We start from the raw sequence: 23,485 nt of genomic DNA, 5'->3' as shown, positions 1-23,485 counted from the left end.
GATTCCGTTACTTGATCAACTTAAAGTATTTCTATATCAACATCCACCCTTTTTTACTATTGTTCAACATATTTATGTCTAATTTAATTCATTCGAAATTCGGTTTGAAGTTTCTTGTAAGTAGCATTGTTCTACTTGAAATTATTACTTATAACTCAACTATCACCCCAAATTATCCAGCCAATCAACTATAAAAAATCCATCTCTAACTCAAGTGAGAGTTTAAGAGATGGATTTATATAAATTTTTATTCGATTATTTTCTTTTTCAATAATCCAGCCATTACTGCGGTAACTATTGAACCAGCAATGATTGCCAATGCATAAAGCATAACTTTAGCGATTCCCCCGTCAACAAGTCCCATGACGAATACTCCGCCGTGAGGAGCACGAAGACCAATGTCGAACAACATTACAAGACCACCAGCTAAAGCTGCTCCAGTTACTGCTGAAGGAATGACACGTGCAGGGTCTGCAGCTGCAAATGGAATTACACCTTCTGTGATAAAGCATGCCCCTAGGACATAAGCAGTTTTCCCAGCTTCTCTTTCTGACTTAGTGAATCGGTTTTTGAATAATGTCGTCGCTAACGCCAATCCAAGTGGAGGTACCATACCTGCTGCCATAACTGTCGCAATATACGTAAAGTTTTCTGCATCGAGCATCGCAATGCCGAAAGTATAAGCAGCTTTATTGATTGGCCCCCCCATATCGATAGCCATCATTCCACCTAAAATTAATCCCACGAGTACTGCGTTTGTGCCACCTAGTCCTTCTAAAAATGAAGATATTCCTGTATATACTTTTGTTAACTGTGGATTCACAAGCATCATGATAATCCCGGTAATCGCAATACTAAATAGTGGGAAAAATAATACTGGTTTCAAACCTTCAAGAGCTTCTGGTAATTTCGAGAACATTTTCTTAACAAACAGCGTGACATAACCTGCAAGGAAACCAGCAATAATACCACCTAGGAAGCCAGACCCTCCACTAGCCCCTTCTACACCTGTTACTGTTATTGCGATTAATCCACCAATCATACCTGGTGCAAAACCTGGACGATCCGCGATACTGCTAGCAATAAACCCAGCCAATACTGGTACCATTAGGAAGAATGCTTTAGCACCACCAATTGTGCCTAGCATCGCTGCAAATGCATTGTATTCTGGACTGTCAGGGTTACCCGAATTAATCCCCCAGAAGAATGAAATAGCTATTAAAATCCCACCACCGACGACAAATGGCAACATGTTAGAAACACCATTCATTAAGTGTTTATAAAACCCATTGCTCGATTCTTTTCCAGTCGTTTCTTCTTTCGATGAGTCGTGCTGGTAAATTGGTGCATCATTTGTGATTGCACGATTTAATAAGTTATCAGTCTCGTAGATTGCTTTACCAACTTTGACCTGAATGACAGGTTTACCATTGAAACGAGACATTTCTACTTTCGTATCTGCAGCAACGATGATGGCATCTGCTTCTGCGATATCTGCGTCAGTCAAGCGATTCTTCACTCCACTTGAGCCGTTTGTTTCTACTTTGAGTGAAATGCCTAATTCTTTTGCTCGTTCTTTCAGCTTTTCAGCCGCCATGTACGTATGAGCAATCCCTGTTGGACAAGCAGTGACTGCTAGAATTTTCTTAGAAGATTTTACAGCATCATGTGTTTGTTGTGCTCCTAAGTCTTCTTCAGGTCCATCCACTTCCGTTTCCTTATCGGTCACAGCTCTTAATACTTCGTCAATTGATGTTGCTTCAAGTATTTTCTGTCTGAAATTCGCATCCATCAAGAATGTAGCTAATCTTGAAAGAGCTTCTAGATGATCATTATTTGCGCCTTCACTTGCCGCAATCATGAAAAACAGATGCGCTGGTTGACCATCAAGTGATTCATAGTCAAGACCAGTAAGTGATCTCCCAAACGCGATGGCAGGTGCTTTTACAGCTGTAGATTTAGCATGAGGAATCGCAATACCGTCACCAATGCCAGTGGTACTCTGTTCTTCGCGTGCTAATATGTCTCTCGTAAACGCCTTTTTATCTTTCAGCTTGCCTGCTTTGTCTAGTTTGCCAATTAACTCTGTCAACACATCTTGTTTGGAACCTGCTTGTAGATCCAAAATAATCGTTTCTTCTGTCAGTAATTGTGTGATTTTCATCCTGTCACATCCTCTTCCTGGAATGGGTGTAGTATTACTTGTTCTAGCAATGCTTCAACATCACTTTTTTCACATAAATCTGAGCGGAAAGCGGTGGCACTTCCACTTGCTACACCATATCGAAATGCCTTTTCTGTATCTTGTTCTTTTGTATAGGATGCGATAAATCCAGATATGACTGAATCTCCAGAACCCACGGTGTTTACAACTTTTCCTTTCGGTGCTTCTGCGGAAATAATATGGTCTTTTGTGACGAGAAGTGCCCCTTCTTTTCCCATCGAGACAATAACATGTTGAACACCTTGATTTACTAATTTTTTTGCATAATGGCAGGCTTCCTGTTTATTCGAAATGATCGTATCGAATAATTCGCCTAGCTCATGTTCGTTCGGTTTTATTAAAAATGGCTGTGTGTTTACCAAATCTTTAAGTGCAGGTCCGGATGTATCAAGTACAAAATGAACACCTTCGTCACGGCAAATTGAAGCAATTTTCATAAAAAACGTTTGCGGAATCGACTCTGGTAGACTACCAGCAAGGACAAACCAATCGCCTTTTTTTAATATTCTGATTTTTTTTATTAAAAGATCTTGTTGCTGTGTATTTATGACTGGACCAGGACCGTTCAATTCTGTTTCTTCTTGTGCTTTAATCTTCACATTGATTCGTGTAATCTCTTCAGTTTCTATAAAGTCGGTTTTAATCCCTTCGTTCTCTAAAAACTGTTCAATATAGTTTCCTGTAAATCCACCGGCAAATCCGAGTGCAACGCTATTGACGTCTAAACGTTTTAACACTCGTGATACATTGATCCCTTTACCTCCTGGATAGTAATAAACTTCATCTGAACGATTGAGTGTAGCTATATGAAAATCGGGTAAATATGTGGTGTAGTCAATTGATGGTGTAATGGTGCATGTATAAATCATGTCTTCTCCACCTTTACAGTAGTCTTATTCTGTAATGATTCAATGGCTTCCTGTGGGAGGTTATCTACAAGTAAAACAGCCTCTTCTATATCTAGAATTTTAGTGAAACTTACTTTTTCATATTTTGTATGATCTGAAACCACATACGTTTGTCTAGCAAGTGAACTCGCTAGTTTCTTTACTGAAGCCTCTTCAGGATCTGGTGTTGTATATCCATAGCTCTCATGAAAACCATTTACACCAAGAAAACATTTATCAAATCGATAGTTTTGTAATGCTTGGATGGTTTGTGAGCCAACAAGCGCTGCCGTTCTAAACTTGATTAAGCCACCAGTCAAATACGTTGTAATTCCGTATTCATTTAGTGAATCAATATGTGTAAGTCCGTTAGTAACAACAACTACATTTTTATCTTTCAAATGAGGAATCATTTGAAATGTGGTACTACCAGCATCAAGAAAAATGCAGTCTCCTTCTTGAATGAACGAAGCGGCAAACTTAGCTAAGCGTTTCTTTTCTTGAAGGTTTTTGGTAGACTTATCTAAGATGCTGGGTTCTAATGAATTCCGTTCTGTTAACATGGCCCCACCGAAGACTCGTTCTAACTTATGTTGATTTTCTAGCTCAGTTAAATCTCTTCTTATCGTCGACTCTGAAGCACCCGTAGCGTCTACAATATCTTGCATTTTTATTGTTTGTTTTTCGTCTAACAAGCTTAATATCATGTCATGCCGTTCGTTTGTTAACACCTTGGCACCTTCTTTATTTGTTATTAAATAGATAATACTTGAAATCGCTTTCAAAATCAATCATAATCAATCAAGAACAGTCAAAAACATTCAAAAGAAACATAGTTGTCATGTATGAACCACAAAACTAGAGGAGGAATTTCAATGATTGAAAAACGATATAACATCACATCAGCAGAAGGTATTCATGCTCGTCCAGCAGCAGTTTTAGTAGGGGCTCTTGCTCCATTTAAATCGGATATTACACTTGAGTGGAATGATAAAAAAGTTAATTTAAAATCAATATTAGGTGTCATGTCTCTTGGCGTTTCATCTGGTGCAAGCATTAACATAGCGGCTAACGGAGAAGATGAAGAACAAGCAATGGCGAAAGTATCAGAGATTATGGAAACACAAGGACTTGGGAACTAATGAATCAAAAATTATCCGGAATTGCAGCGTCAAATGGAATTGCCATTGCTAAAGCTTTCAGACTTGAAAATCCGGAATTGATTGTTAAAAAATCATCTATTTCAAATATTAATGCGGAGCTGGCTCGCTTTGAATCAGCTATGGCTCAATCGAAATCAGAACTTGAAACAATTAAAGCGCATACGGCTCAACAAATGAATGATGAAGAAGCCGCGATTTTCAGTGCTCATCTTCTTGTGTTAAGTGATCCAGAATTACTTGGACCCATCACCGAAAAAATCAAGTCAGAAAATGTGAATGCAGAGTTCGCCTTACAGGAGACTGCTAATATGTTCATCGGATTATTTGAATCGATGGACAATGAGTATATGAAGGAACGTGCTGCGGACATCCGTGACGTTACTAAACGTGTATTAGCTAATCTATTAGGTGTTTCCATTCAAAGTCCTAGCATGATTAAAGATGAAGTAATTATCATTGCAGAAGATTTGACTCCTTCAGATACTGTTCAGTTGAATCCTCAATTTGTAAAAGGCTTCATAACAGATATCGGTGGACGCACATCGCATTCTGCCATCCTAGCACGGACACTTGAAATCCCTGCTGTTGTTGGAGCAAAAACAGTTATGTCCACTATTCAAAATGACATGATTGTGATTGTTGACGGACTAGACGGCGACATCATCGTCAATCCAGATACGGAGACAATTGCTCGTTATAAGGACAAAAAAGCTAGCTACGAATTACAAAAATCCGAATGGGCAACGCTGAAAAACGAAGCTACTATAACTTCTGACGGTCATCATGTGGAACTAGGTGCCAATATTGGTACGCCTAAAGATGTCGTGGGTGTTCTTGAACACGGTGGTGAAGCAATCGGTTTATACCGTACTGAATTTCTTTATATGGGACGCAATCAGTTCCCTACTGAAGAGGAGCAATTTGAGGCTTATTCATCCGTTCTTAAACAAATGGATGGCAAACCTACAGTTGTTCGTACACTTGATATTGGTGGCGACAAAGAACTTTCCTATTTACAATTACCGAAAGAACTGAATCCATTTTTAGGTTTACGAGCTATTCGTCTTTGTTTAGAAATGGAAGATATGTTCAGAACGCAACTTCGTGCATTGCTGCGCGCTAGTGTTCATGGGAATTTGAAGATTATGTTCCCGATGATTGCAACACTTGAAGAATTCAGACAAGCAAAAACGCTTTTCCTTGAAGAAAAAGCTAAACTTGAAGAAGAAAATATTGAAGTTAGTAACACAATCGAAGTCGGAATTATGGTTGAAATTCCATCTACAGCAGTCATGGCAGATGTTTTTGCTAAAGAAGTAGACTTCTTCTCTATAGGAACGAACGATTTGATTCAGTATACAATGGCTGCTGATCGTATGAATGAACGTGTTTCCTACCTTTACCAACCGTTTAACCCTGCTATCCTTCGCCTCGTGAAAAACGTCATTGACGCTTCGCACAAGGAAGGTAAATGGACAGGTATGTGTGGTGAAATGGCAGGAGATGAAATAGCTATCCCTATCCTTCTAGGACTCGGACTAGATGAGTTTTCAATGAGCGCGTCATCTATCTTGAAAGCCCGTTCGCAAATTAAAAAACTATCTAAAGAGGAAATGGAAAGTCATACTGATGCTATTCTTTCTTTATCTACCTCAGATGAAGTCGAGTCGTATGTTAGAGCCTTAACAACAAAATAATGTAACTGACAAAAAGGCATGTAGATTCAATTTTGAATCTACATGCCTTTTATATTTGGTTCTTATTTCTGAGTGATACAAGAATCCAGTAATTGCTTTCTCAAAACACTAACAATTACCCACCAATATAGGACATGCCAATTTTCTTGCGACTTCTTGAGGTTTGTTCAGTGCGCTCATCTGAGTAGCGGTCAGTACGTTGCACCCATACGCTGCTAATTGCATCTAACAACTCTTCATCGTCTAAGTCGCTTCGAAGCAGTTTTCTGAGGTCAAAGCCCTCAGTCGCAAACAAGCATGTATAGAACTTGCCATCTGACGACAACCGTGCTCTAGTGCACGATGAACAGAAAGATTCCGATACCGAAGTGATAAAACCAACCTGTGCATGGCTATCTTTGTAGCGGTAACGCTTGGCAACTTCTCCGAAATAATCCTTGTCTACCGGTTCCAGGTCGTAAACAGACAGAAGACGTTCGTGAATTTCCTTTTTAGTAACGACTTTTTTAAAACTCCAACCATTATCGTTGCCAACATCCATGAATTCGATGAATCGAAGCGTAATCCCTCGTTCTTTAAAGTGAGCAGCCATCGGTAGAATTTCACTATCGTTGACACCTTTTTGGACGACCATGTTCACTTTGATTTCAAACCCTACCTCTATTGCGTGATCAATCTGTTTTAAAATATGCGATGGTCTGACTCCACGTCCGTTTAGTTTGCCGAACAGCTCCGGATTGAGGGCATCCAAGCTGATGTTCAGTCTCCGTAAGCCGGCATTATATAGAGGCTGAGCTTGTTGGCCAAGCAATAGACCATTCGTTGTCAGCCCAATATCCTCGACCCCATCAACTGATAAGATTTTCTTCACAAGTTCTGGAAGACCGCGTCGCATGAGTGGTTCTCCACCGGTTAACCGGATTTTCTTGACTCCCAGTGAAACAAACAGCTTTGTCAGCCGATGAATCTCCTCAAATGACAGCAAATCTTGTTTTGGCAAAAATACATAATCATCGCCGAAAACCTCTTTCGGCATACAATACGAACAACGGAAATTGCACTTGTCCGTTACAGAAATTCGCAAATCACGAATGGGTCTTCTAAGCTGGTCTTGTAGCGGATTGTCAGCCATGTTCATCACCCTCCCTTCCTATTAATCAGTTGTGTTAATGTTTCTGAAAATAGTTTTATCGTAATGAATTAGCTCTGAATGCACCCATTTAGTCTCTACTTTATCTAAAAACTTCATCACACTTAGTTGTTTATTTATGACTTCTCGCTTCAAGTCCTTTTTCACACGATGATTCCAAATGCTGAACAACGGAATGTATTCTTCGCTAGTTCTTACAGCGGTCACATCATGTGTCCCTTCAGCCAATTGGATAAGTTCCGCAGTTTCTTTTTGACCGATAAACGGCATATCACACGGCAACACGAGATATTGATCAGCTGGACGCTCTGTCATTGCTGTATAAATACCTGCGAGTGGACCGAGTCCTGAAATTGATGGAAGATCGATAATCACATCTAATTCCTCGGAAAAAAGGGGAACCAGTTCTTCCCTTGTAACGACGACAACGTGATCACAGACAGCGTCTAGTGCACGACGCACATGCTCGTAAAAGAACTTGTCATTTATACAGGCAAAAGCTTTTGGCGAACCAAAGCGTCGTGACATTCCCCCGGCGAGCAAGATTCCGATTGTCTCCATTAGCCGCCACTTACTGGTGGAATAAATGCAACCGTGTCGCCACTTTCGATGACGTCTGAAGGCAGTGCATATTCTTCGTTTACCGCAATTCGCGCAGAGCTATTCCGGATACCCGGGTATTTTTCATCGGCCCATTTCCACAAGTCCTCTACCGTTTGATTGGTGAAATTGACGCTCTCTTTTGGAATTCCTGTCAGTACTCGAATTCCAGCAAAATAATGCAATTCAATCATACGACTTCCTCCTTAGGCTTTTTCTTCTGGTCACCTATCCATTCTTCGCCGTCTTCCCAAATTTCCTTTTTCCATATTGGAACAATTTCCTTAATGCGTTCGATAGCGTATTCATTTGCTTCATAAGCAGTTTTACGGTGAGGAGAAGAAACCGCGATTACAACAGCAATGTCACTAATCTGTAACTCCCCGATTCGATGAGCAATCGCGACCCTTGTCCCTTCCCACTTGACTTCGATTTCTCTCCCTATTTCTGCTAGCTTTTTCTCAGCCATTGGTACATATGCCTCGTACGAAAGGTACATTGTCCGAACACCTTTCGTCCATTCACGGACATGACCAGTGAATAGTGTTACTGCGCCAGCTTCCGGTCGCAGTACGTAATCAGCGTAAAGTTGGGGATTAATTGGTTCGGTTACCACTTCAAATGCTTTCATTTGTTTCACCTGCCATCCATTTAGCAAACCACTTGTATATATCATCCAAACGACTTCGATCTAAGGTATTAATTCCTTTAAGTTCCACGCCTTCATGAACGATGACCAGAACAATGTTGTCGAGTTCCCGCAATGTTTCCCAATCTTGTTGTGATCGAACAAGCACAATTTTTTTAAACACAGCTTTTTTAAAGCCTTCGATGAGTACGATGTCCGGTTTTGTTTGGCACGACAATTCGATAAGCTCATCAAGATTACCTGTGTTGTTTTGCATATGTATCTGTACAACGCCATCGCCATATGCAAGGGAACTTTGTGCGCCATGATTAAAAAATTGCATGCTGTCCGTTTCTACAGGAGGTAATTCAAGTGCACCTCCGTGGCCATGATGTTTAATGGTAGAAATCGTTTTTCCATTGTTCTTCGCTAAGTCAAGAAAGCCTGTGATTAACGTTGTTTTTCCACTGTTCTTAAAACCGACCACTTGTAACACTTTTACAGTAACCATTTCACTGTTCCTTCCTCTACACCAAGAAGTAGCACGTCTACTTTGTCGCCTACAGTGAAGCCTCTTGAACCTCCTGGGAGGACAATGAGAGCATTGCCTCTAGCGATGGAAGATACAGCGTTGGACTTATTAAATCCTGCAGGTCGTATTGAAGCTCCATCATATACAGCCCGGATAAACCGGCTGAACGGATTTGCTTTTGTGAAATCCTCCGCAAGAACTGCTGTTGTTTGTGGTAAGTATATTTTTTCGGCACCCATCATTTTCAGTAGAGCAGGTCGTACGAACAATTCGAATCCGGTAAAACAGGCGGAAGGATTGCCAGAAAGTCCGAATAGATATCGCCCGTTTGCCACTGCTACTGTCGTCACACTTCCTGGACGCATTGCCACTTTATTAAATAGTACTTCCGCTCCCAAACGTTCATAAATGGCTGGCAGAAAGTCAAAATCCCCCACTGAAACACCGCCTGTTGTGATCAAGCAATCTGTTTCTTTCGCGGCTCTTTTCACAATTTCTAAGCTTGATTCAAGATTATCTGCAGACAACCCATACATTTTGAAACAGATGCCCATTCGTGCTAGTTGTGCTGCAATCATCGGCCCGTTACTATTACGTATTTTGCCTGGTGCAAGTTGTTCGCTAACATCCAGTAGCTCTGTCCCAGTTGATAGGATTCCGATAACTGGTTGTTTTGCCACTCGGACCTTGTCATAACCAAACGTAGCAAGTAGTGCCACAGTTCCGGGATGAATCAAACTTCCGACTTCAATAATTTCTTCGCCTTCCTTCAAATCCTCGCCTTGTAACGATACATTTTCAAGTGCATCAAATGGCTTCCGAATGGTAAAGGAATCACCCGATTCTATGGTCTGCTCAAACATGACAATTGCATCTGCACCAGATGGAAGCGGTGCTCCAGTCATGATTCGAACTGCTTCATTTTTGGTTAGGGTTTTATTTGATACTACCCCCGCTCCTATATGATCCACAACACTGAATTCGATACGGTTGTCACCTGTAGCCCCAGCAGAATCTACTGAACGAATGGCAAACCCATCATACGGGGAACGATCAAAATGTGGTACATCATGTACAGCTATAATGGGTTCTGTAAGAATACGTCCATAGCTTTCAAAAAGACCCACGGTTTCTTCTCCTAGCAGTTGCGCACACTGGATTACACGTTCAATCGCATCTGCTACAGATATGGGTTTACGCTGTTCCATCATCGTCATCAACTCCTTAGTCAATCATGATATACTGAAATTATTCAATCCGGAAAGGATGATTCACTTGTCTGAACTCACTCATTTTAACGAACAAGGTCGTGCAAAAATGGTAGATGTGTCTGAAAAACATGACACGGTCCGAACCGCACGAGCCAAAACATCAATTCTATTAAACGAAGCTATTTACCACCAGATTAAAGAAGGGAGCAATAAAAAAGGAGACGTCTTTGCTGTTGCACAAGTTGCTGGCATCATGTCTGCCAAAAATACGGCTCAAATTATTCCGATGTGTCATCCGCTAGCACTTAGCGGGGTCGATATTAAATTTGAATGGAATGTCGATGAAGAAACGTCACATTACGAAGTGATTTTGTACGCGGTTGTAAAAACGAAAGGACCTACTGGCGTAGAAATGGAAGCCCTCACTGCCGCCTCCGCTGCCGCCCTCACAATTTACGATATGTGCAAAGCCTCTGGTAAAGAAATGGTGATTGGTCCTACTATGTTACTTGAAAAAACAGGCGGAAAATCTGGAGATTACATTCGAAGCTGACGATGCTTCGTTAGCTCAAATACAATATGCCGGATTTCCGGTAAAATGAGTCTCTCCATTGCAAGCTTCACTGCCCCGCGGGAACCAGGTAGGACAAATATGGCTTTATTCGATGCAACTCCTGCTACTGCGCGGCTAAGAAGTGCTTTTGATCCGACATCTTCCGTAAAGCTTAAATAACGGAACAACTCTCCAAGTCCAGACATCTCTTTTTCAAAGAATGGCTGAATAGCCTCAAGCGTAACATCGCGCTTAGCAATCCCGGTTCCACCCGTCGTAATAATGGCATCCACACTTTCATTCTTAAGCCACACTGATAAAATTTCTCCAATACTTTCAGAGTCGTCTTTCCTCACTTCATATGCCACTACTTCTAGTTCGTGATCTAGAGCGAGTTGATGCACAAGTGCTCCACTTTGGTCGGTGTGCTTCGTCCTTGTATCACTAACCGTTAAAACAGCAATTCGAATCTGTCTATCTAATTGAAATGATTGCGACATTTAGGTACCTTCCTCTCGTATTTAACCGAACAACTGATGATACAGCTTCCGACCTTCCGAAACATTTCTAATACCATGGATGAGAAGACGACCATTGCCGAACAGTACCATACGGTGATCGAATATATATAACTCGACAAAATAAGGTGTACGCTTCACAGGAACTTGCATGTGTCTGCCAATTGTTTCTGCGTCATCTAAGGTAATAGGACGTTGTGGATCAGGCAGTACTTGTACCGCATCTCGTCCGCACAGAACAGCATAGGACGGACTTTTTGACAAATGCAGTGACGGGAATGTCGGCTGAATACCACATGTTTCACAGTGCTCATTTTGAATGCGGGAAATGCCGATATCCAACTGTGTATTTTCCCATAAGTTAAAGTGATGCACTTTTTTACGCATAGCTTCCCTGTTTCCGCTCAACCACTTCATTGCCTCCGCGCATTGCAAGGCAGCCGTGATCTGTACAGCAGGCGAAATAATACCTGTTGTGTCACACGTTTCATTGATAGCGGGTAGGACAGGAATTAAGCAACGAAAGCAAGCCGATTCAGCTGGTACGAAAGGAAAGATAACACCTGAGCTCCCTACGCACGCGCCGTAAATCCAGGGTACTCTATGTTTCACGGCTGCATCATTGATTAACAGCCGTGTTTCAAAGTTATCAGTTGCATCCATAATGAGCGTGCTAGCAGATGCAAGCTTTTCGATGAGTTGTGCATCTAGATTGTCAAGATAAGTGTATAACCGGACGTCTTCACGTATATCTTTCAGGCGTTTTTCTGCAGCAGTCACTTTTGGTAACATCTGCGCAGCGTCTTCTTCCGTGAACAGCTGCTGTCGTTGTAAATTCGACAGCTCTACGTAATCACGGTCGACCAGGTGAATCTCACCAACTCCAGCACGGACTAATGTTTCAACGATGGAAGAGCCGAGTGCACCACAACCAATTACAGTAACCACAGTTTTCTCAATATTTATCTGCCCTTGAGTTCCTATTGGTTTAAATAAAGTTTGTCTTGAATAACGTTCATCCACTGAAAGTCACTCCTTTCAATTAACTTAAGAGCACTTTCTCATATCCGCCCTTCTTTTCCAATTCAGAAGTGATGTCAGTGAATGTGCCGACATAACGGACATTTTTACCGGTATCATCCTTTACTGCACTTATGTTTAGCCATTGTAGGTACTCTTCGCCACTCTTCTTCTTATTCCAAATTTCTCCCTGCCACATGCCATGCTTTTCAATATCTTTCCACATGCCATAATAAAAGTCAGGAGATTGTCTTTCTGACTTCATCAAGTTAGGGTTCTTACCAATGACATCTTCTTCGTCAAAGCCAGTTAGTTTCGTAAAAGCCGGATTAACCTTCTTGATTATTCCACTAACATCTGTCACTAGAATTCCTTGACCGGTAGAATTAAAGACATCGGAAGCAAGTGTAAGACGGTCCTGATAATACATCCATACAACGAGTACTAGACTTGCCAAAGCTACTTGAGAAAGTAGCATAAAACCAATTGAATATTGACCGGTGATAGAGTAGATTGCCGATAACACAAGCGGTGGAAAGAAACCTCCGAGTCCACCCATCATTGAAACAATTCCATTGACGATTCCGGCCTGTTTGTTGAAATAGAATGGTACCAGCTTAAAGATGACCCCATTTCCAATTCCTGCGCTGACCGCAATTGCCAAAGTGGCGACAGTATATAGACCGATAGATGGAGAGAATGCTAGAACAATTGCTGCAATGGTGTAAACGAAAAATGTCCCCATTAACAGTAATAACGGCTGTAGTTTATCCCCAAGCCAACCACCGACTGGACGAAGGAATGTGGCAACTGCAATGAAACCCGCTGTTCTCATACCTGCATCCACTTTCTCCAATCCGAAACTCGTCACAAGGAAGCTTGGTAGATAAATTGTAAATGCGACAAACGAGCCGAAGGTAATGAAATAAAATAGTGAGAAAAACCATAGTTTTTCATTTTTATAGACGCCTTTAATCTGTTCAAAAATTGGTGTTTTGACTTTTGTTTCATGTCGGTCGCCAAAAAAGAAATTTAAGGCAACGAACACGAGCAAGAGGATTAAATATAACTTTACTGTTGCTGACCAGCCTATTTGAGTTGCGACTAGTGGCGCAGAAAAAGTCGTAATGGCTGTACCAATATTACCTACTCCATAGATCCCATTGACAAGACCATGCTTTTCTTTAGGATAATATTTCGGCAGTGAGGTTACCCCGACAGAGAACACAGCTCCACCAATTCCAAGGAACAAACCACCAATAATTAGATCCATTACTGATGAAGCCTCACTTATGTAAAAGACCGGGAACAAAAGGAGAATAAAACTGATTAGAAAAATAACACGTGCACCAAATATATTTGCATAATAGCCGAGCGGAATTCGTAAAATCGATCCAAGTACGACCGGAATTGCTGTCAAGAGTGCCAATCTTTCCGGTGGAATAGCGATGTCTTCACTTATAAATGGCATAAGCGAGGAAATGATAACCCACACCATAAATCCTACAACTAAGTTCAACGTCTGAAGCGTCAACTGTACCTTCTTAATCATCCAACTCACCTTTTTCACGTGTTTTTCATTACAAGTAATTAATATCGATTCCATGTCTTTATTGTATCTTGTGAAACTATTCTTTTTAATAAGGGAGTCCCCTCACGTTGAAAAGGGAATCCCTTAAAATAAAAAAAAACCACTTCACAAGGAAGCAGTTGGAATTATCTTATGTGATAAGCGTATTCATTTTTACAAATAATTCATCTTGATCTACCGCTTTCATAAGCTTTTCTGCCATTGGGAATAATACCGTTTCTTCTTTCACAAAATGGACAGTTAGTACCTCAAATGCTTCACCTGCATTTCCCGCCACTGTTCTGATATCCTCAAGTGAAAACAAATCGATATTGCCTCGAGTATGGTGGAAGAAATGTCCGATGTAGCCGTCGATTTCTTGGTGTTCTTCTTGTATTCCAACGAGTGGTCCTTGTTCAAAACCGATATAGGTACCCAAGGCAGGAAAGAAATGCTCTTCTTCTTTATCCGTATGGTTCTTTAACGGTTCGACGAATTGAAATAAAAGTTGACGAAGTTGTTTCAATTTTTCACGGCCAACTTCAAGACTCATTCCATCATTCTCGAACTCTAAGACAATAGCATGCCATTCTTCCATTAGGTACGACAAATACTTATGCTCGTTTTCGAGGAGCCGCATACCAGGCTCTGTAAACCGCAGTAATGCTTGTTCAGCCATGGGGAAATCCCTCCCTGTTATCATTTAAAAATTCAACAATTTTTTCTTCATTGCGTATTCAACCAATTCCGGCCGGCTCTTGAGGTTCAGTTTTCCCATAATTTTCGCTTTATGAGCTTCGACCGTTTTAACAGAAATAAAAAGTAATTGAGCAATCTCCTTGTTTCCATAGCCTTTAGCAATCAATGGCAAAACTTCAATTTCACGCTTGGACAGCAATTCAAATGGATCCGACTGCTTAATCTTCTTATCCTTGTTGACGAATTCACGTACGAGGGATGTCGCCATTTTGGGGTGTATGTAAGTACCCCCAGTATGAATCGTTCGGATTGCAAGTATTAATTCCTCATCTGGCGCATTTTTCAGCATATATCCTGAAGCCCCGTTTTTCAACACGTAAAACAAATACTCCTCATCATCGTGCATCGTCAGAATTAGAATTTTCGTATTAGGGAAATCTTCTTTAATCTTGCCGGTGGCAATTAACCCACTTTCCCCTGGCGGCATACTAAGGTCTAAAATTAATATGTCGGGTTGGTGTTTTGCTACCATCCGATATGCTTCAATGCCATCTGAGGCTAAGGCAATCACTTCCATGTCTTCTTGAAAGTTTAGAATCATCGAAAATCCACTACGTACAATCGCGTGATCATCAGCTATGACAATATTTATCATTAGTTCATCCTTCCTTCCGCAAATCTCCCACAGGCACGTACAAACGCACCGTTGTTCCTTTGCCGATACCCGATGACACTTCAAAATCTCCATTCATAATTTCTGAACGTTCACGCATACCAAATAGGCCTAGCCCTGTTCCTATAGGTTTATCTAAAAGATTAAAACCAATTCCTTCGTCTTGCACAATCAAATGAAGTGTATTCCCTTTTTCAAAAAGAAACACTTTTACTACGTCCACTTGAGCATATTTAATAGCGTTTAGCATTGCTTCCTGGCAGACTCTATAAATGACCGTCTCAATTTCACTTCCATACCGCTTTTTTGAGATGTCAGATTTAAAATCTACAATTAAGCCGTAACTCTGTTGAATTCGCTTAAAATGAGAGCGAAATGCTGCTTTTAATCCCAAATCATCAAGCGCAGCTGGGCGAAGTTCCACCGACAAATTCCGAATATCATCTAGAAGCCTTGTCATTGTCGCTTCGGTTTGTTTTATTTTTTTTAGTATTTCTTCTTTAGAAGTCATGTATTTCATTACACGAATGTCGACTAAAGCACTTAGCAACTCTTGAGCTACGCCATCATGCAATTCGCGAGAAATTCTTTTTCGCTCATTTTCCTGAGCTTCTATTACGTGCTTCATCATAGTGTTTTGAGATAGTCTTTCTTGTGTCTTAAATTGCTTTGTCATGTTTCTGAGCATAAACACACGAACGTCGTTTTCTGCATCAATCGTATGAAAAGTGGCCGTGTAAGGTATAACCCCTGCATCTCTCGTCTCCAAATATACTTGGAAAGAAGAAAAATCATCAGGCTGAGAACTGCTTAGATAACAGTTAAGGCAAGTATGAAGATTGGTGTCGCTCGTGTAACCTCTGCAAGACTGACAGAGTGCTCGTTTGGCTCCTTGCAAGAGTTGTGTCAGCACTTCAGGATCGATAATTTTTTCTGCTGCGGGATTTATTGCAATAGCAGTTCCTTCCGGATCAAAAAAGAAAATGGCTTCTGTGCTATTTTCAAACATTTTCATCATCAAGGAATTCAACTGACCATTCTTTGAGGACATCAATTTAGCATCAATTCCTTCCTTCCATCCAGTTTCCCAATTCCCTTCACTGACATTTCAAGCATGCACTGCAATAAATCGTCCGTCATCCGGAGATCTTCACGGAATCCTCCAAGAAGCACACCCGCTACACGACCGTCATGCCATAGCGGTAAAGCTCCGATACTTTTCAGTTTTTCTAGTGTCAAAATCGGATAATTGAACAAATTATCTTTTTCCAAAAAATCGGAAATTGACGACATCAGAAGTGGTTTGCCAGTCTTGAAGACAAGACCTGCAACTCCTCGCCCTGATTGAAGTACAATTTGTTTAAAGCGATTATTAAGATTCCCTGATGCATACTTCCATTTTAGTTCATATTGATTTTCCGCGGTTTCAACTAGCGCTAATGCTATAATATCGCAACCAGTTGCTAAGCGGATACGTTCAATTTCTGTTTGATAGTCCGCTTTATTTGTCATATTAATGTCTCCTATTAAAAAGAAAAGAGGCAAATACCTCTTTCCAATTTAGTTTGTTTTATGTTTCCTGTATAGGATATAACTTCTACCGACATAAATCAATGGAACGCTCCAGACATGTACGAGTCGTGTAAACGGCCAAAGTGCAAAAATAGCAAAACCAGCAAGTACATGAATTTTAAATGACATTGGCACCCCAGACATTAACGCAGGATCTGGACGTAGAAAGAACAAATCACGGAACCAAACCGAAATCGAAGAGCGATAATCGAATTCAGGTTGTACAACATTTGTTACAAGTGTAGCGTACATTCCCATAACGACGATAAATAGAAGTAAGGAATTAACAACTAGATCGGAAGCTGAGCTTAACATCCGGACGCTTCGTATCGTAAAACGTCTAAATGTCAGGATGATCATTCCTAGAAGGGTCATAAAACCGAAAAATCCGCCAACATAAATGGCACCGATGTGATAAAGATGATCATTTACGCCGACTGCATGCATCCATGATTTCGGGATCCCAAGTCCTGAAACATGGCCCAAAATAACTGGGATAATACCCAGATGAAAGAGAATACTGCCAATCATCAATTGTTTCTTTTCAATAAATTCACTTGATTTTGCTGTCCAGTGAAACTGGTCTGTCCGGTATCTATAAATATGACCGAAAATAAATATAGCCATACAAGTGTAAGGGAATATAACCCATAAGAATTGATTAACCATGTTGGGCTGGAGCCCCCTGTTCTATACAAACTTTAAATGTTTCCCGCAGTCCCTTCACGAGATGAAAGTAAGGACTTTCTTGTTTTTTAAGTGAATTCAATAAGTGATAGGTTCCATCCTCAAGAACAGCAATCAACATCCCAAAACTTTCAGGTGCTCGCGAATCTCCAATCCATTCTGCCGCGTACAGAAACTCACACATAAGTGGAAGGAAATCCGATAACTCCTCCTCCGGCATTTCCAGACCGAACATCTCATACATGACTTTTAATTTAGCAAGCATTTGACCACGTTCTTTAGCGTCTTCAAATTTGAAGTATGTCATGAACAATGTACAATCTTTTTGGAAATCAAAGGTTTCAGTATACAGTTCTTTGATATCATCCAGATTTGGGTTTTGCATTAAAGAAAAATACATTTTCACGTGTACATAAGCTGGATGGGTTGAATCAAAAATATCTTCAACAAGTGACGGGTGAAAGTCTAACTTTTTAGGGTAAGAAAGCTGATGGGCAAAAAAACCGAATGAATGCTTATAATCATATAATTTTTCTAGATTAATCACGCCAAATACCTCCGTAGAAATTCTCTTCATATATTTCTTTGCCTGTTTTCATAGCTGTTCCAGTTAGGCTTTGACTCGGGCTCGGACTCGCTGGCCCACAGCCATCACATGATCCTCCTGTATCTCCTCCCATTCCTCCACTTTCATAGCCTTCTGATCCTTGTGCACGGTAAGGATTATTTTGTCCTTCTTTATGTGATGTAGGAATGACGAACCGATCATTGTATTTAGCAATGGCAAGTAGACGGTACATTTGTTCTGTCTGATGGGCTGTCATACCGATACGCTCCAAACGGCTATTATCAAATTCTTTACCTGAAGATAATGCACGCATATAAGACCGCATCATCGCCATCCGTTGAAGAGATTTCTTGACAGTTTCTGTGTCCCCAGCCGTCAGCATGTTTGCAAGGTACTGGATAGGTGTGCGCATTTCTTCAATCGCCGGGAAAATCATATCAGGGTTTTTGATTGAATCTTTCCCTTCAAAATAGTTCATAATTGGGCTTAGAGGCGGTACATACCACACCATCGGCAACGTACGGTACTCAGGATGGAGCGGAAATGCCAATTGATGCTCAATCGCAAGTTTATATACTGGCGAGTTTTGTGCGGCTTCGATCCAATCTTCCGAAATGCCATCTTTCTTTGCTTGCGTAATCATTTCAGGGTCATTTGGGTTTATGAATATGTCACATTGCGCTTTGTAAAGATCCTTTTCATTTGGGGTAGAAGCTGCTTCTAGGACGCGGTCCGCATCGTATAAAAGAACACCGAGATAACGGATACGTCCAGTACATGTTTCAGAGCAAACCGTTGGTAATCCCGCTTCTACGCGTGGAAAGCAGAATGTGCATTTTTCAGCTTTATTTGTCTGCCAGTTGAAGTAGACTTTTTTGTAAGGACAACCCGTCATACAATAGCGCCATCCCCTACAAGCTTCCTGATCAACGAGCACGATTCCATCTTCGTCTCGTTTATACATTGCCCCTGAAGGACATGATGCTACACAGCTCGGATTGAGACAATGTTCACAAAGCCTTGGTAGATAGATCATGAATGACTGCTCAAAGTTGAATTTGATTTCTTCTTCGATTTTTTGAATGTTTGGATCAAGCGGACCCGTTATATGTGCTCCGGCTAAATCATCTTCCCAGTTTGGACCCCATTCGAGGTCCATTTTTTTGCCGGTTATGACGGAATGAGCTCGCGCAACAGGTGAATGATCTAGCTCCCCTGCATTCGTTAAATGTTCGTAATTGTATGTCCATGGTTCATAGTAATCTTTCATTTCAGGCATATCTGGGTTGTAGAAAATTTTCCCAAGTGCCACTTTGGACAATTTATTACCTGATTTAAGTTCAAGTTTTCCTTTACGAAGTTGCCATCCACCTTTGTAAAGCTCTTGATCTTCCCATCGTTTTGGGTAGCCAATACCAGGTTTGGTCTCTACGTTGTTGAACCACATGTATTCTGCACCCTTACGATTCGTCCAAGTGGTTTTACACGTTACGCTACAAGTATGGCAACCGATGCATTTATCCAAATTCATGACCATTGCAATTTGCGCTTTAATTTTCAAGCCAGTTAACCTCCTTCATTTTCCGTACGGCTACGTATTCATCACGCTGGTTCCCAATAGGTCCATAGTAATTGAATCCGTAACTTAGCTGGGCATAGCCTCCAACCATTTGTGTCGGTTTAAGATGGATACGGGTAGGGGCGTTATGACTGCCTCCTCGTGTATCAGTAATCTCTGACCCTGGTACGTTAATGTGTTTGTCTTGAGCATGGTACATGAACATGGTGCCTCGTGGCATGCGATGACTTACAACAGCACGCGCTGTGACAACACCGTTGCGGTTATATACTTCCAACCAATCATTATCATTGATATTATGTGCGTCCGCATCTTCGTTGTTGAGCCAAACAGTTGGACCACCACGGAACAATGTCAACATATGCTGATTATCTTGGTAAGTAGAGTGAATGTTCCACTTGCCATGTGGTGTTAAGTAGCGCAACACTAGTGAGTCCATTCCGCCCTTCACTTTCTTATCATTCGGACCAAAAACCATTGGTGGTAATGTAGGTTTATAAATAGGTAATGCTTCTCCGAACTGTAGGAAGATTTCATGATCAATATAGAAATGCTGTCTTCCAGTTAATGTCCGGAACGGAACGAGACGTTCAATATTTGTTGTAAAAGGTGAGTAGCGACGACCTAACTTGTTTGAACCGCTAAATACCGGTGTTGGAATGACTTCACGCGGCTGTACTGTGATGCTTTCAAAGGTGATTTTCTCTGCTGCTCGGTCTGCAGAAATATCTTTTAGTTCAACACCTGTATCTTTTTCAGCTGATGCATATGCTTTTTGAGATACTCGACCGTTTGTCGCAGACGATAAATTCAAAATAGCATCCGCTACTTGACGTGCTGTCTGAATTTTTGGTAAGCCGTTTTTGATGGTTTCATCATAGAAAGTACCGTTAATCTTTTTAAGTTCTTCATATTCTTCTGCTACTGAGAAGCTAACACCGTGTGCACCGGTTTTCCCGGTAGCCAAATTTGGTCCAAGCGTAATATACTTGTCATAAATTTGTGTATAGTCGCGTTCTACAATGCTGAAGTTCGGCATTGTTTTACCTGGGATGGCTTCAATTTCCCCTTTTGTCCAGTCTTTTACCAGTCCCATAGGCTGAGAGATTTCACTCACGGTATCATGCGCGAGCGGTGTAGTGACTAAATCTTTGTAAACACCTGGAAGATGGGTTTTCGACATTTCCGAGAATTTTTCTGCCAGTTTTTTATAAATGTCCCAATCAGAGCGAGATTCCCATAATGGATTCACCGCTGGATTGAACGGATGAACAAATGGATGCATGTCTGTTGAAGACAAGTCAGTTTTTTCATACCAAGTTGCAGCTGGTAAGACGATATCCGCATAGATGGGTGTAGATGTCATACGGAAATCAATGGCAACCATGAGATCGAGCTTCCCTTCAACATCCTCACGCCAAACGATTTCTTCCGGTTTCTCTTCCACATTTGGTGTCGCAAGAAGCCCGTCAGATGCCCCGAGTAAGTGCTTCATGAAATACTCTTGGCCTTTTGCTGAACTTGAAATGAGATTCGAGCGCCAAATAAAGAGTGTACGCGGGAAGTTTTCAGGTGCACCAGGGTCTTCGACAGAAAATTTAGCTTTACGTGATTTAACTTGTTCAACTGTATGCTTGATAATTTCTTCATTTGAATGTTTGCCTTGCTTCGCAGCTTCTTCAGCAAACAATAAGCTATTTTTATCGAACTGAGGATAGGAAGGTAACCAACCGAGACGCGCCGCCAGTACATTATAATCAGCAGGATGCTGATAGCGAACATCACCTCCAAGTGGTGATTTCAGCGAATCAACCCCACTTTCCTCATATCTCCATTGTTCAGTCGCAAAGTAAAAGAACGACGTGGCATTTTGCAGACGTGGCGGACCTTGCCAGTCTTTTGCGAAAGCGATTGTCGACCATCCCTCAATTGGACGGCATTTTTCCTGTCCAACGTAATGTGCCCAGCCCCCACCATTAACACCTTGTGACGCAGTCAGCATAACCAAGTTTAAAATTGATCGATAAATAGTGTCACTATTAAACCAATGGTTAATTCCAGCCCCCATGATAATCATTGAACGTCCGCCTGTATCAATGGCATTCTGAGCAAATTCACGCGCTATCTGAACAACGATTGATGCTTTTACGCTCGTCACTTTTTCTTGCCAAGCGGGAGTGTAATGCGAGTTTTCATCATAATAATCCTTCGCATTATACGGGCTGTCGATTCTAGCAATCCCATATTGGCTCATCATAAGGTCATAAACTGTAGCTACAATTCGTTCAGTACCATCAGCAAGTGTTATTTTCTTCACAGGAATAATTCGTTTAAATATCCCGTTTCCTGCATTATCGAAATATGGGAAGACGATTTCTACCCATTCTTCACCATGTCCTTCTACGCTGAGTGCTGGTTTAACTTGTGTCCCGTCTTCACGTTCAAGAATCAAGTTCCATTTCTTATCTTCTTCCCAACGCTGCCCCATAGTGCCATTAGGAATCATCATTTCATCTGCTACTTCATCGAAAATGACTGGCTTCCATTCTGCATGTTGAGAAGTGTCACCTAGATCACTCGCACGAAGGAAACGACCGCCTTTTAACGTATCTTCATGTGGGTCGAGCAGAATCATGAACGGCATATCAGTATATTGTTTTGCATAATTGATGAACATTGGCTCTTGGCGATCCTTATAAAATTCATCTAAGATTACATGAGTCATAGCTTGTGCTAATGCGGCATCAGTTCCAGGGTGCGGAGCCAGCCAGTTATCAGCAAATTTCACATTTTCCGCAAAATCCGGTGCTACTGAAACGACTTTAGTTCCTTTATAACGAACTTCGGTCATGAAATGTGCATCTGGTGTACGCGTCATCGGCACATTCGATCCCCACATAATTAAATATCCAGCATTGTACCAATCTGAAGACTCAGGAACGTCCGTTTGCTCTCCCCAAATTTGTGGAGAAGCAGGTGGAAGATCAGCATACCAGTCATAAAAACTCAGCATTTGTCCTCCCAAAAGTGAGATAAAGCGAGCCCCTGAAGCGTAGCTGACCATTGACATTGCTGGAATAGGTGTAAAACCTGCAATGCGATCTGGTCCGAATTTTTGAATTGTGTAAATCAATTGAGCGGCAATAAGTTGTAATGCGTCTTCCCAGTCAACACGGACGTGTCCACCTTTTCCGCGAGCTGACTTGTAAAATTGAGCTTTTTCTGGGTCTTCTACAATACTTGCCCAAGCTTCTACGGGATTTGGGTTAGATTTCAGAGCCGCTTTCCATAAGCGCCATAATTTCCCACGCATGTATGGGTATTTCACACGTAAAGGACTGTATTCGTACCAAGAAAATGTTGCACCCCGTGGACATCCACGCGGTTCGAATTCTGGCATATCCGGTCCACATGACGGGTAATCAATCTGTTGGTTTTCCCAAGTAATGATTCCGTTTTTCACAAACACTTTCCAACTGCATGAACCTGTACAGTTTACGCCGTGAGTCGTGCGGACGACTTTGTCATGTGACCAACGCTGGCGGTACATATTCTCCCAATCTCTACTTTTCTCTTCAAGGATTGACCAGTTGCCTGAATAGCTTTCTATCGGTTTAAAAAAATTGAGTCCAAATTTTTTCTTCATCTTTACTATCACTCCTTTTCAAATGAAAGACATTAAGGGTAATAACTTATATCATTCGTATAGATTCATTATGAAAGCCACTCAATCTAGTTCCCATTAGGGAATGTCCTATTGAACTACTGAAATTCCCTTGTTCCTAAATAAAACAAAAATAGCCTCCCTTTTTTAGAGGCCACTGAAAAAGTACACTTTGATTATCAAAACCACCTAAACTAGATTTATCGAGTTTAGGTGGTTTTTCTTTTTAATTGCCCTGTTAATAAGATTTAGTGATTTTCGTTACAGTCGGACGCTTTCCGCGGGCATGG

General features: G+C 41.2%; 23 protein-coding genes. 3 read left to right on the top strand and 20 right to left on the bottom strand.

Translation table 11 applies throughout. The features are described from left to right. Nucleotides 1-247: 247 nt before the first annotated feature. From C406_RS0114760 to C406_RS0114750, 3 genes are read right to left on the bottom strand one after another with little or no spacing between them, the layout of a single operon-like run. Nucleotides 248-2,164 carry a PTS fructose transporter subunit IIABC gene (locus C406_RS0114760; RefSeq protein ID WP_017381424.1) on the bottom strand — a complete coding sequence of 639 codons (1,917 nt, stop codon included), beginning with the start codon at nucleotides 2,162-2,164 and terminating at the stop codon, nucleotides 248-250. Next, nucleotides 2,161-3,093, bottom strand: coding sequence for a 1-phosphofructokinase (gene pfkB, locus C406_RS0114755; RefSeq protein ID WP_017381423.1), 933 nt, complete (start codon nucleotides 3,091-3,093; stop codon nucleotides 2,161-2,163). The genes C406_RS0114760 and pfkB overlap by 4 nt, the downstream gene beginning before the upstream one ends. After that, on the bottom strand, nucleotides 3,090-3,842 hold the full coding sequence (locus C406_RS0114750) for a DeoR/GlpR family DNA-binding transcription regulator (RefSeq protein WP_017381422.1): 753 nt from the start codon (nucleotides 3,840-3,842) through the stop codon (nucleotides 3,090-3,092). The genes pfkB and C406_RS0114750 overlap by 4 nt, the downstream gene beginning before the upstream one ends. A gap of 147 nt (nucleotides 3,843-3,989) precedes the next feature. On the opposite strand from C406_RS0114750, the gene C406_RS0114745 reads away from it, so the two are divergent. Then, entirely contained in the window at nucleotides 3,990-4,253 is a 264-nt protein-coding gene (locus C406_RS0114745; protein ID WP_192812620.1) for a phosphocarrier protein HPr, read from the top strand. Continuing rightward, the gene (gene ptsP / locus C406_RS0114740; protein ID WP_017381420.1) at nucleotides 4,253-5,971 is read left to right on the top strand and encodes a phosphoenolpyruvate--protein phosphotransferase; all 1,719 of its coding nucleotides are present in this window, start codon (nucleotides 4,253-4,255) and stop codon (nucleotides 5,969-5,971) included. Before C406_RS0114745 ends, ptsP begins: the two co-directional genes overlap by 1 nt. A gap of 115 nt (nucleotides 5,972-6,086) precedes the next feature. Here the strand turns inward: ptsP and moaA are convergent, their stop codons facing one another. Genes moaA through C406_RS0114710 form a run of 6 tightly spaced genes read right to left on the bottom strand, consistent with a single transcriptional unit; the run spans nucleotide 6,087 to nucleotide 10,092 of the window. Continuing rightward, nucleotides 6,087-7,103 carry a GTP 3',8-cyclase MoaA gene (gene moaA, locus C406_RS0114735; protein ID WP_017381419.1) on the bottom strand — a complete coding sequence of 339 codons (1,017 nt, stop codon included), beginning with the start codon at nucleotides 7,101-7,103 and terminating at the stop codon, nucleotides 6,087-6,089. Nucleotides 7,104-7,124: 21 nt separating this feature from the next. Beyond that, nucleotides 7,125-7,682, bottom strand: a complete 558-nt coding sequence (locus tag C406_RS0114730) for a molybdenum cofactor guanylyltransferase (protein ID WP_017381418.1) — start codon at nucleotides 7,680-7,682, stop codon at nucleotides 7,125-7,127. Next, complete coding sequence (locus C406_RS0114725; RefSeq protein WP_017381417.1) at nucleotides 7,682-7,915, bottom strand: MoaD/ThiS family protein; 234 nt, start codon at nucleotides 7,913-7,915, stop codon at nucleotides 7,682-7,684. The genes C406_RS0114730 and C406_RS0114725 overlap by 1 nt, the downstream gene beginning before the upstream one ends. After that, complete coding sequence (locus C406_RS0114720) at nucleotides 7,912-8,352, bottom strand: molybdenum cofactor biosynthesis protein MoaE (protein WP_017381416.1); 441 nt, start codon at nucleotides 8,350-8,352, stop codon at nucleotides 7,912-7,914. Before C406_RS0114720 ends, C406_RS0114725 begins: the two co-directional genes overlap by 4 nt. After that, nucleotides 8,339-8,860 carry a molybdopterin-guanine dinucleotide biosynthesis protein B gene (gene mobB, locus C406_RS0114715; protein ID WP_017381415.1) on the bottom strand — a complete coding sequence of 174 codons (522 nt, stop codon included), beginning with the start codon at nucleotides 8,858-8,860 and terminating at the stop codon, nucleotides 8,339-8,341. The genes C406_RS0114720 and mobB overlap by 14 nt, the downstream gene beginning before the upstream one ends. Further along, complete coding sequence (locus C406_RS0114710) at nucleotides 8,848-10,092, bottom strand: molybdopterin molybdotransferase MoeA (RefSeq protein ID WP_017381414.1); 1,245 nt, start codon at nucleotides 10,090-10,092, stop codon at nucleotides 8,848-8,850. The genes mobB and C406_RS0114710 overlap by 13 nt, the downstream gene beginning before the upstream one ends. A gap of 64 nt (nucleotides 10,093-10,156) precedes the next feature. Here C406_RS0114710 and moaC point away from each other — a divergent pair, with 64 nt between their 5' ends. After that, complete coding sequence (gene moaC, locus C406_RS0114705; protein WP_017381413.1) at nucleotides 10,157-10,645, top strand: cyclic pyranopterin monophosphate synthase MoaC; 489 nt, start codon at nucleotides 10,157-10,159, stop codon at nucleotides 10,643-10,645. Here the strand turns inward: moaC and C406_RS0114700 are convergent. The 11 genes from C406_RS0114700 to C406_RS0114650 form a co-directional block, all read right to left on the bottom strand. Next, on the bottom strand, nucleotides 10,630-11,145 hold the full coding sequence (locus C406_RS0114700; RefSeq protein ID WP_017381412.1) for a MogA/MoaB family molybdenum cofactor biosynthesis protein: 516 nt from the start codon (nucleotides 11,143-11,145) through the stop codon (nucleotides 10,630-10,632). The genes moaC and C406_RS0114700 overlap by 16 nt on opposite strands. A 21-nt stretch (nucleotides 11,146-11,166) precedes the next feature. Then, on the bottom strand, nucleotides 11,167-12,186 hold the full coding sequence (locus C406_RS0114695; protein WP_017381411.1) for a ThiF family adenylyltransferase: 1,020 nt from the start codon (nucleotides 12,184-12,186) through the stop codon (nucleotides 11,167-11,169). 19 nt (nucleotides 12,187-12,205) lie between these two features. Further along, a complete protein-coding gene (locus C406_RS19655; RefSeq protein WP_017381410.1) occupies nucleotides 12,206-13,735 on the bottom strand; it encodes a nitrate/nitrite transporter in 1,530 nt (509 codons plus the stop codon). A 169-nt stretch (nucleotides 13,736-13,904) separates the two neighbouring features. Next, nucleotides 13,905-14,432, bottom strand: a complete 528-nt coding sequence (locus tag C406_RS0114685) for a hemerythrin domain-containing protein (protein ID WP_017381409.1) — start codon at nucleotides 14,430-14,432, stop codon at nucleotides 13,905-13,907. A 24-nt stretch (nucleotides 14,433-14,456) separates the two neighbouring features. Continuing rightward, nucleotides 14,457-15,104: a response regulator transcription factor gene (locus C406_RS0114680; protein ID WP_036654805.1), complete on the bottom strand. Its 648-nt coding sequence runs from the start codon at nucleotides 15,102-15,104 to the stop codon at nucleotides 14,457-14,459. A gap of 7 nt (nucleotides 15,105-15,111) precedes the next feature. Further along, entirely contained in the window at nucleotides 15,112-16,176 is a 1,065-nt protein-coding gene (locus C406_RS0114675) for an ATP-binding protein (RefSeq protein WP_017381407.1), read from the bottom strand. Then, on the bottom strand, nucleotides 16,176-16,637 hold the full coding sequence (locus tag C406_RS0114670; protein WP_017381406.1) for a GAF domain-containing protein: 462 nt from the start codon (nucleotides 16,635-16,637) through the stop codon (nucleotides 16,176-16,178). The genes C406_RS0114675 and C406_RS0114670 overlap by 1 nt, the downstream gene beginning before the upstream one ends. 48 nt (nucleotides 16,638-16,685) lie before the next feature. Continuing rightward, nucleotides 16,686-17,366, bottom strand: a complete 681-nt coding sequence (gene narI / locus C406_RS0114665; RefSeq protein WP_017381405.1) for a respiratory nitrate reductase subunit gamma — start codon at nucleotides 17,364-17,366, stop codon at nucleotides 16,686-16,688. Continuing rightward, nucleotides 17,359-17,931 (bottom strand): nitrate reductase molybdenum cofactor assembly chaperone, encoded by a 573-nt coding sequence (gene narJ, locus C406_RS0114660; RefSeq protein ID WP_017381404.1) that lies wholly within the window; start codon nucleotides 17,929-17,931, stop codon nucleotides 17,359-17,361. The genes narI and narJ overlap by 8 nt, the downstream gene beginning before the upstream one ends. Beyond that, nucleotides 17,924-19,513: a nitrate reductase subunit beta gene (gene narH / locus C406_RS0114655; protein WP_017381403.1), complete on the bottom strand. Its 1,590-nt coding sequence runs from the start codon at nucleotides 19,511-19,513 to the stop codon at nucleotides 17,924-17,926. Before narH ends, narJ begins: the two co-directional genes overlap by 8 nt. Then, nucleotides 19,503-23,177, bottom strand: coding sequence for a nitrate reductase subunit alpha (locus tag C406_RS0114650; protein WP_017381402.1), 3,675 nt, complete (start codon nucleotides 23,175-23,177; stop codon nucleotides 19,503-19,505). The genes narH and C406_RS0114650 overlap by 11 nt, the downstream gene beginning before the upstream one ends. Between the last annotated feature and the right edge of the window lie 308 nt (nucleotides 23,178-23,485).

Source organism: Paenisporosarcina sp. TG-14, from assembly GCF_000297555.1.
GTDB classification, from domain to species: domain Bacteria; phylum Bacillota; class Bacilli; order Bacillales_A; family Planococcaceae; genus Paenisporosarcina; species Paenisporosarcina antarctica.
The sequence above is the reverse complement of the archived record's forward strand: the minus strand, read 5'-3'. Positions and strand labels throughout refer to the sequence as shown.

What these genes read in the sequence shown, in the direction of transcription:
- ptsP (WP_017381420.1), top strand. Translation starts at nt 4,253, where the DNA reads ATGAATCAAAAATTATCCGGAATTGCAGCGTCAAATGGAATTGCCATT.
- C406_RS0114720 (WP_017381416.1), bottom strand. Translation starts at nt 8,352, where the DNA reads ATGAAAGCATTTGAAGTGGTAACCGAACCAATTAATCCCCAACTTTAC.
- C406_RS0114710 (WP_017381414.1), bottom strand. Translation starts at nt 10,092, where the DNA reads ATGATGGAACAGCGTAAACCCATATCTGTAGCAGATGCGATTGAACGT.
- C406_RS0114760 (WP_017381424.1), bottom strand. Translation starts at nt 2,164, where the DNA reads ATGAAAATCACACAATTACTGACAGAAGAAACGATTATTTTGGATCTA.
- moaA (WP_017381419.1), bottom strand. Translation starts at nt 7,103, where the DNA reads ATGGCTGACAATCCGCTACAAGACCAGCTTAGAAGACCCATTCGTGAT.
- C406_RS0114675 (WP_017381407.1), bottom strand. Translation starts at nt 16,176, where the DNA reads ATGTCCTCAAAGAATGGTCAGTTGAATTCCTTGATGATGAAAATGTTT.
- mobB (WP_017381415.1), bottom strand. Translation starts at nt 8,860, where the DNA reads ATGGTTACTGTAAAAGTGTTACAAGTGGTCGGTTTTAAGAACAGTGGA.
- C406_RS0114700 (WP_017381412.1), bottom strand. Translation starts at nt 11,145, where the DNA reads ATGTCGCAATCATTTCAATTAGATAGACAGATTCGAATTGCTGTTTTA.
- C406_RS0114650 (WP_017381402.1), bottom strand. Translation starts at nt 23,177, where the DNA reads ATGAAGAAAAAATTTGGACTCAATTTTTTTAAACCGATAGAAAGCTAT.
- C406_RS0114730 (WP_017381418.1), bottom strand. Translation starts at nt 7,682, where the DNA reads ATGGAGACAATCGGAATCTTGCTCGCCGGGGGAATGTCACGACGCTTT.
- C406_RS0114670 (WP_017381406.1), bottom strand. Translation starts at nt 16,637, where the DNA reads ATGACAAATAAAGCGGACTATCAAACAGAAATTGAACGTATCCGCTTA.
- C406_RS0114685 (WP_017381409.1), bottom strand. Translation starts at nt 14,432, where the DNA reads ATGGCTGAACAAGCATTACTGCGGTTTACAGAGCCTGGTATGCGGCTC.
- C406_RS19655 (WP_017381410.1), bottom strand. Translation starts at nt 13,735, where the DNA reads ATGATTAAGAAGGTACAGTTGACGCTTCAGACGTTGAACTTAGTTGTA.
- narI (WP_017381405.1), bottom strand. Translation starts at nt 17,366, where the DNA reads ATGGTTAATCAATTCTTATGGGTTATATTCCCTTACACTTGTATGGCT.
- C406_RS0114725 (WP_017381417.1), bottom strand. Translation starts at nt 7,915, where the DNA reads ATGATTGAATTGCATTATTTTGCTGGAATTCGAGTACTGACAGGAATT.
- pfkB (WP_017381423.1), bottom strand. Translation starts at nt 3,093, where the DNA reads ATGATTTATACATGCACCATTACACCATCAATTGACTACACCACATAT.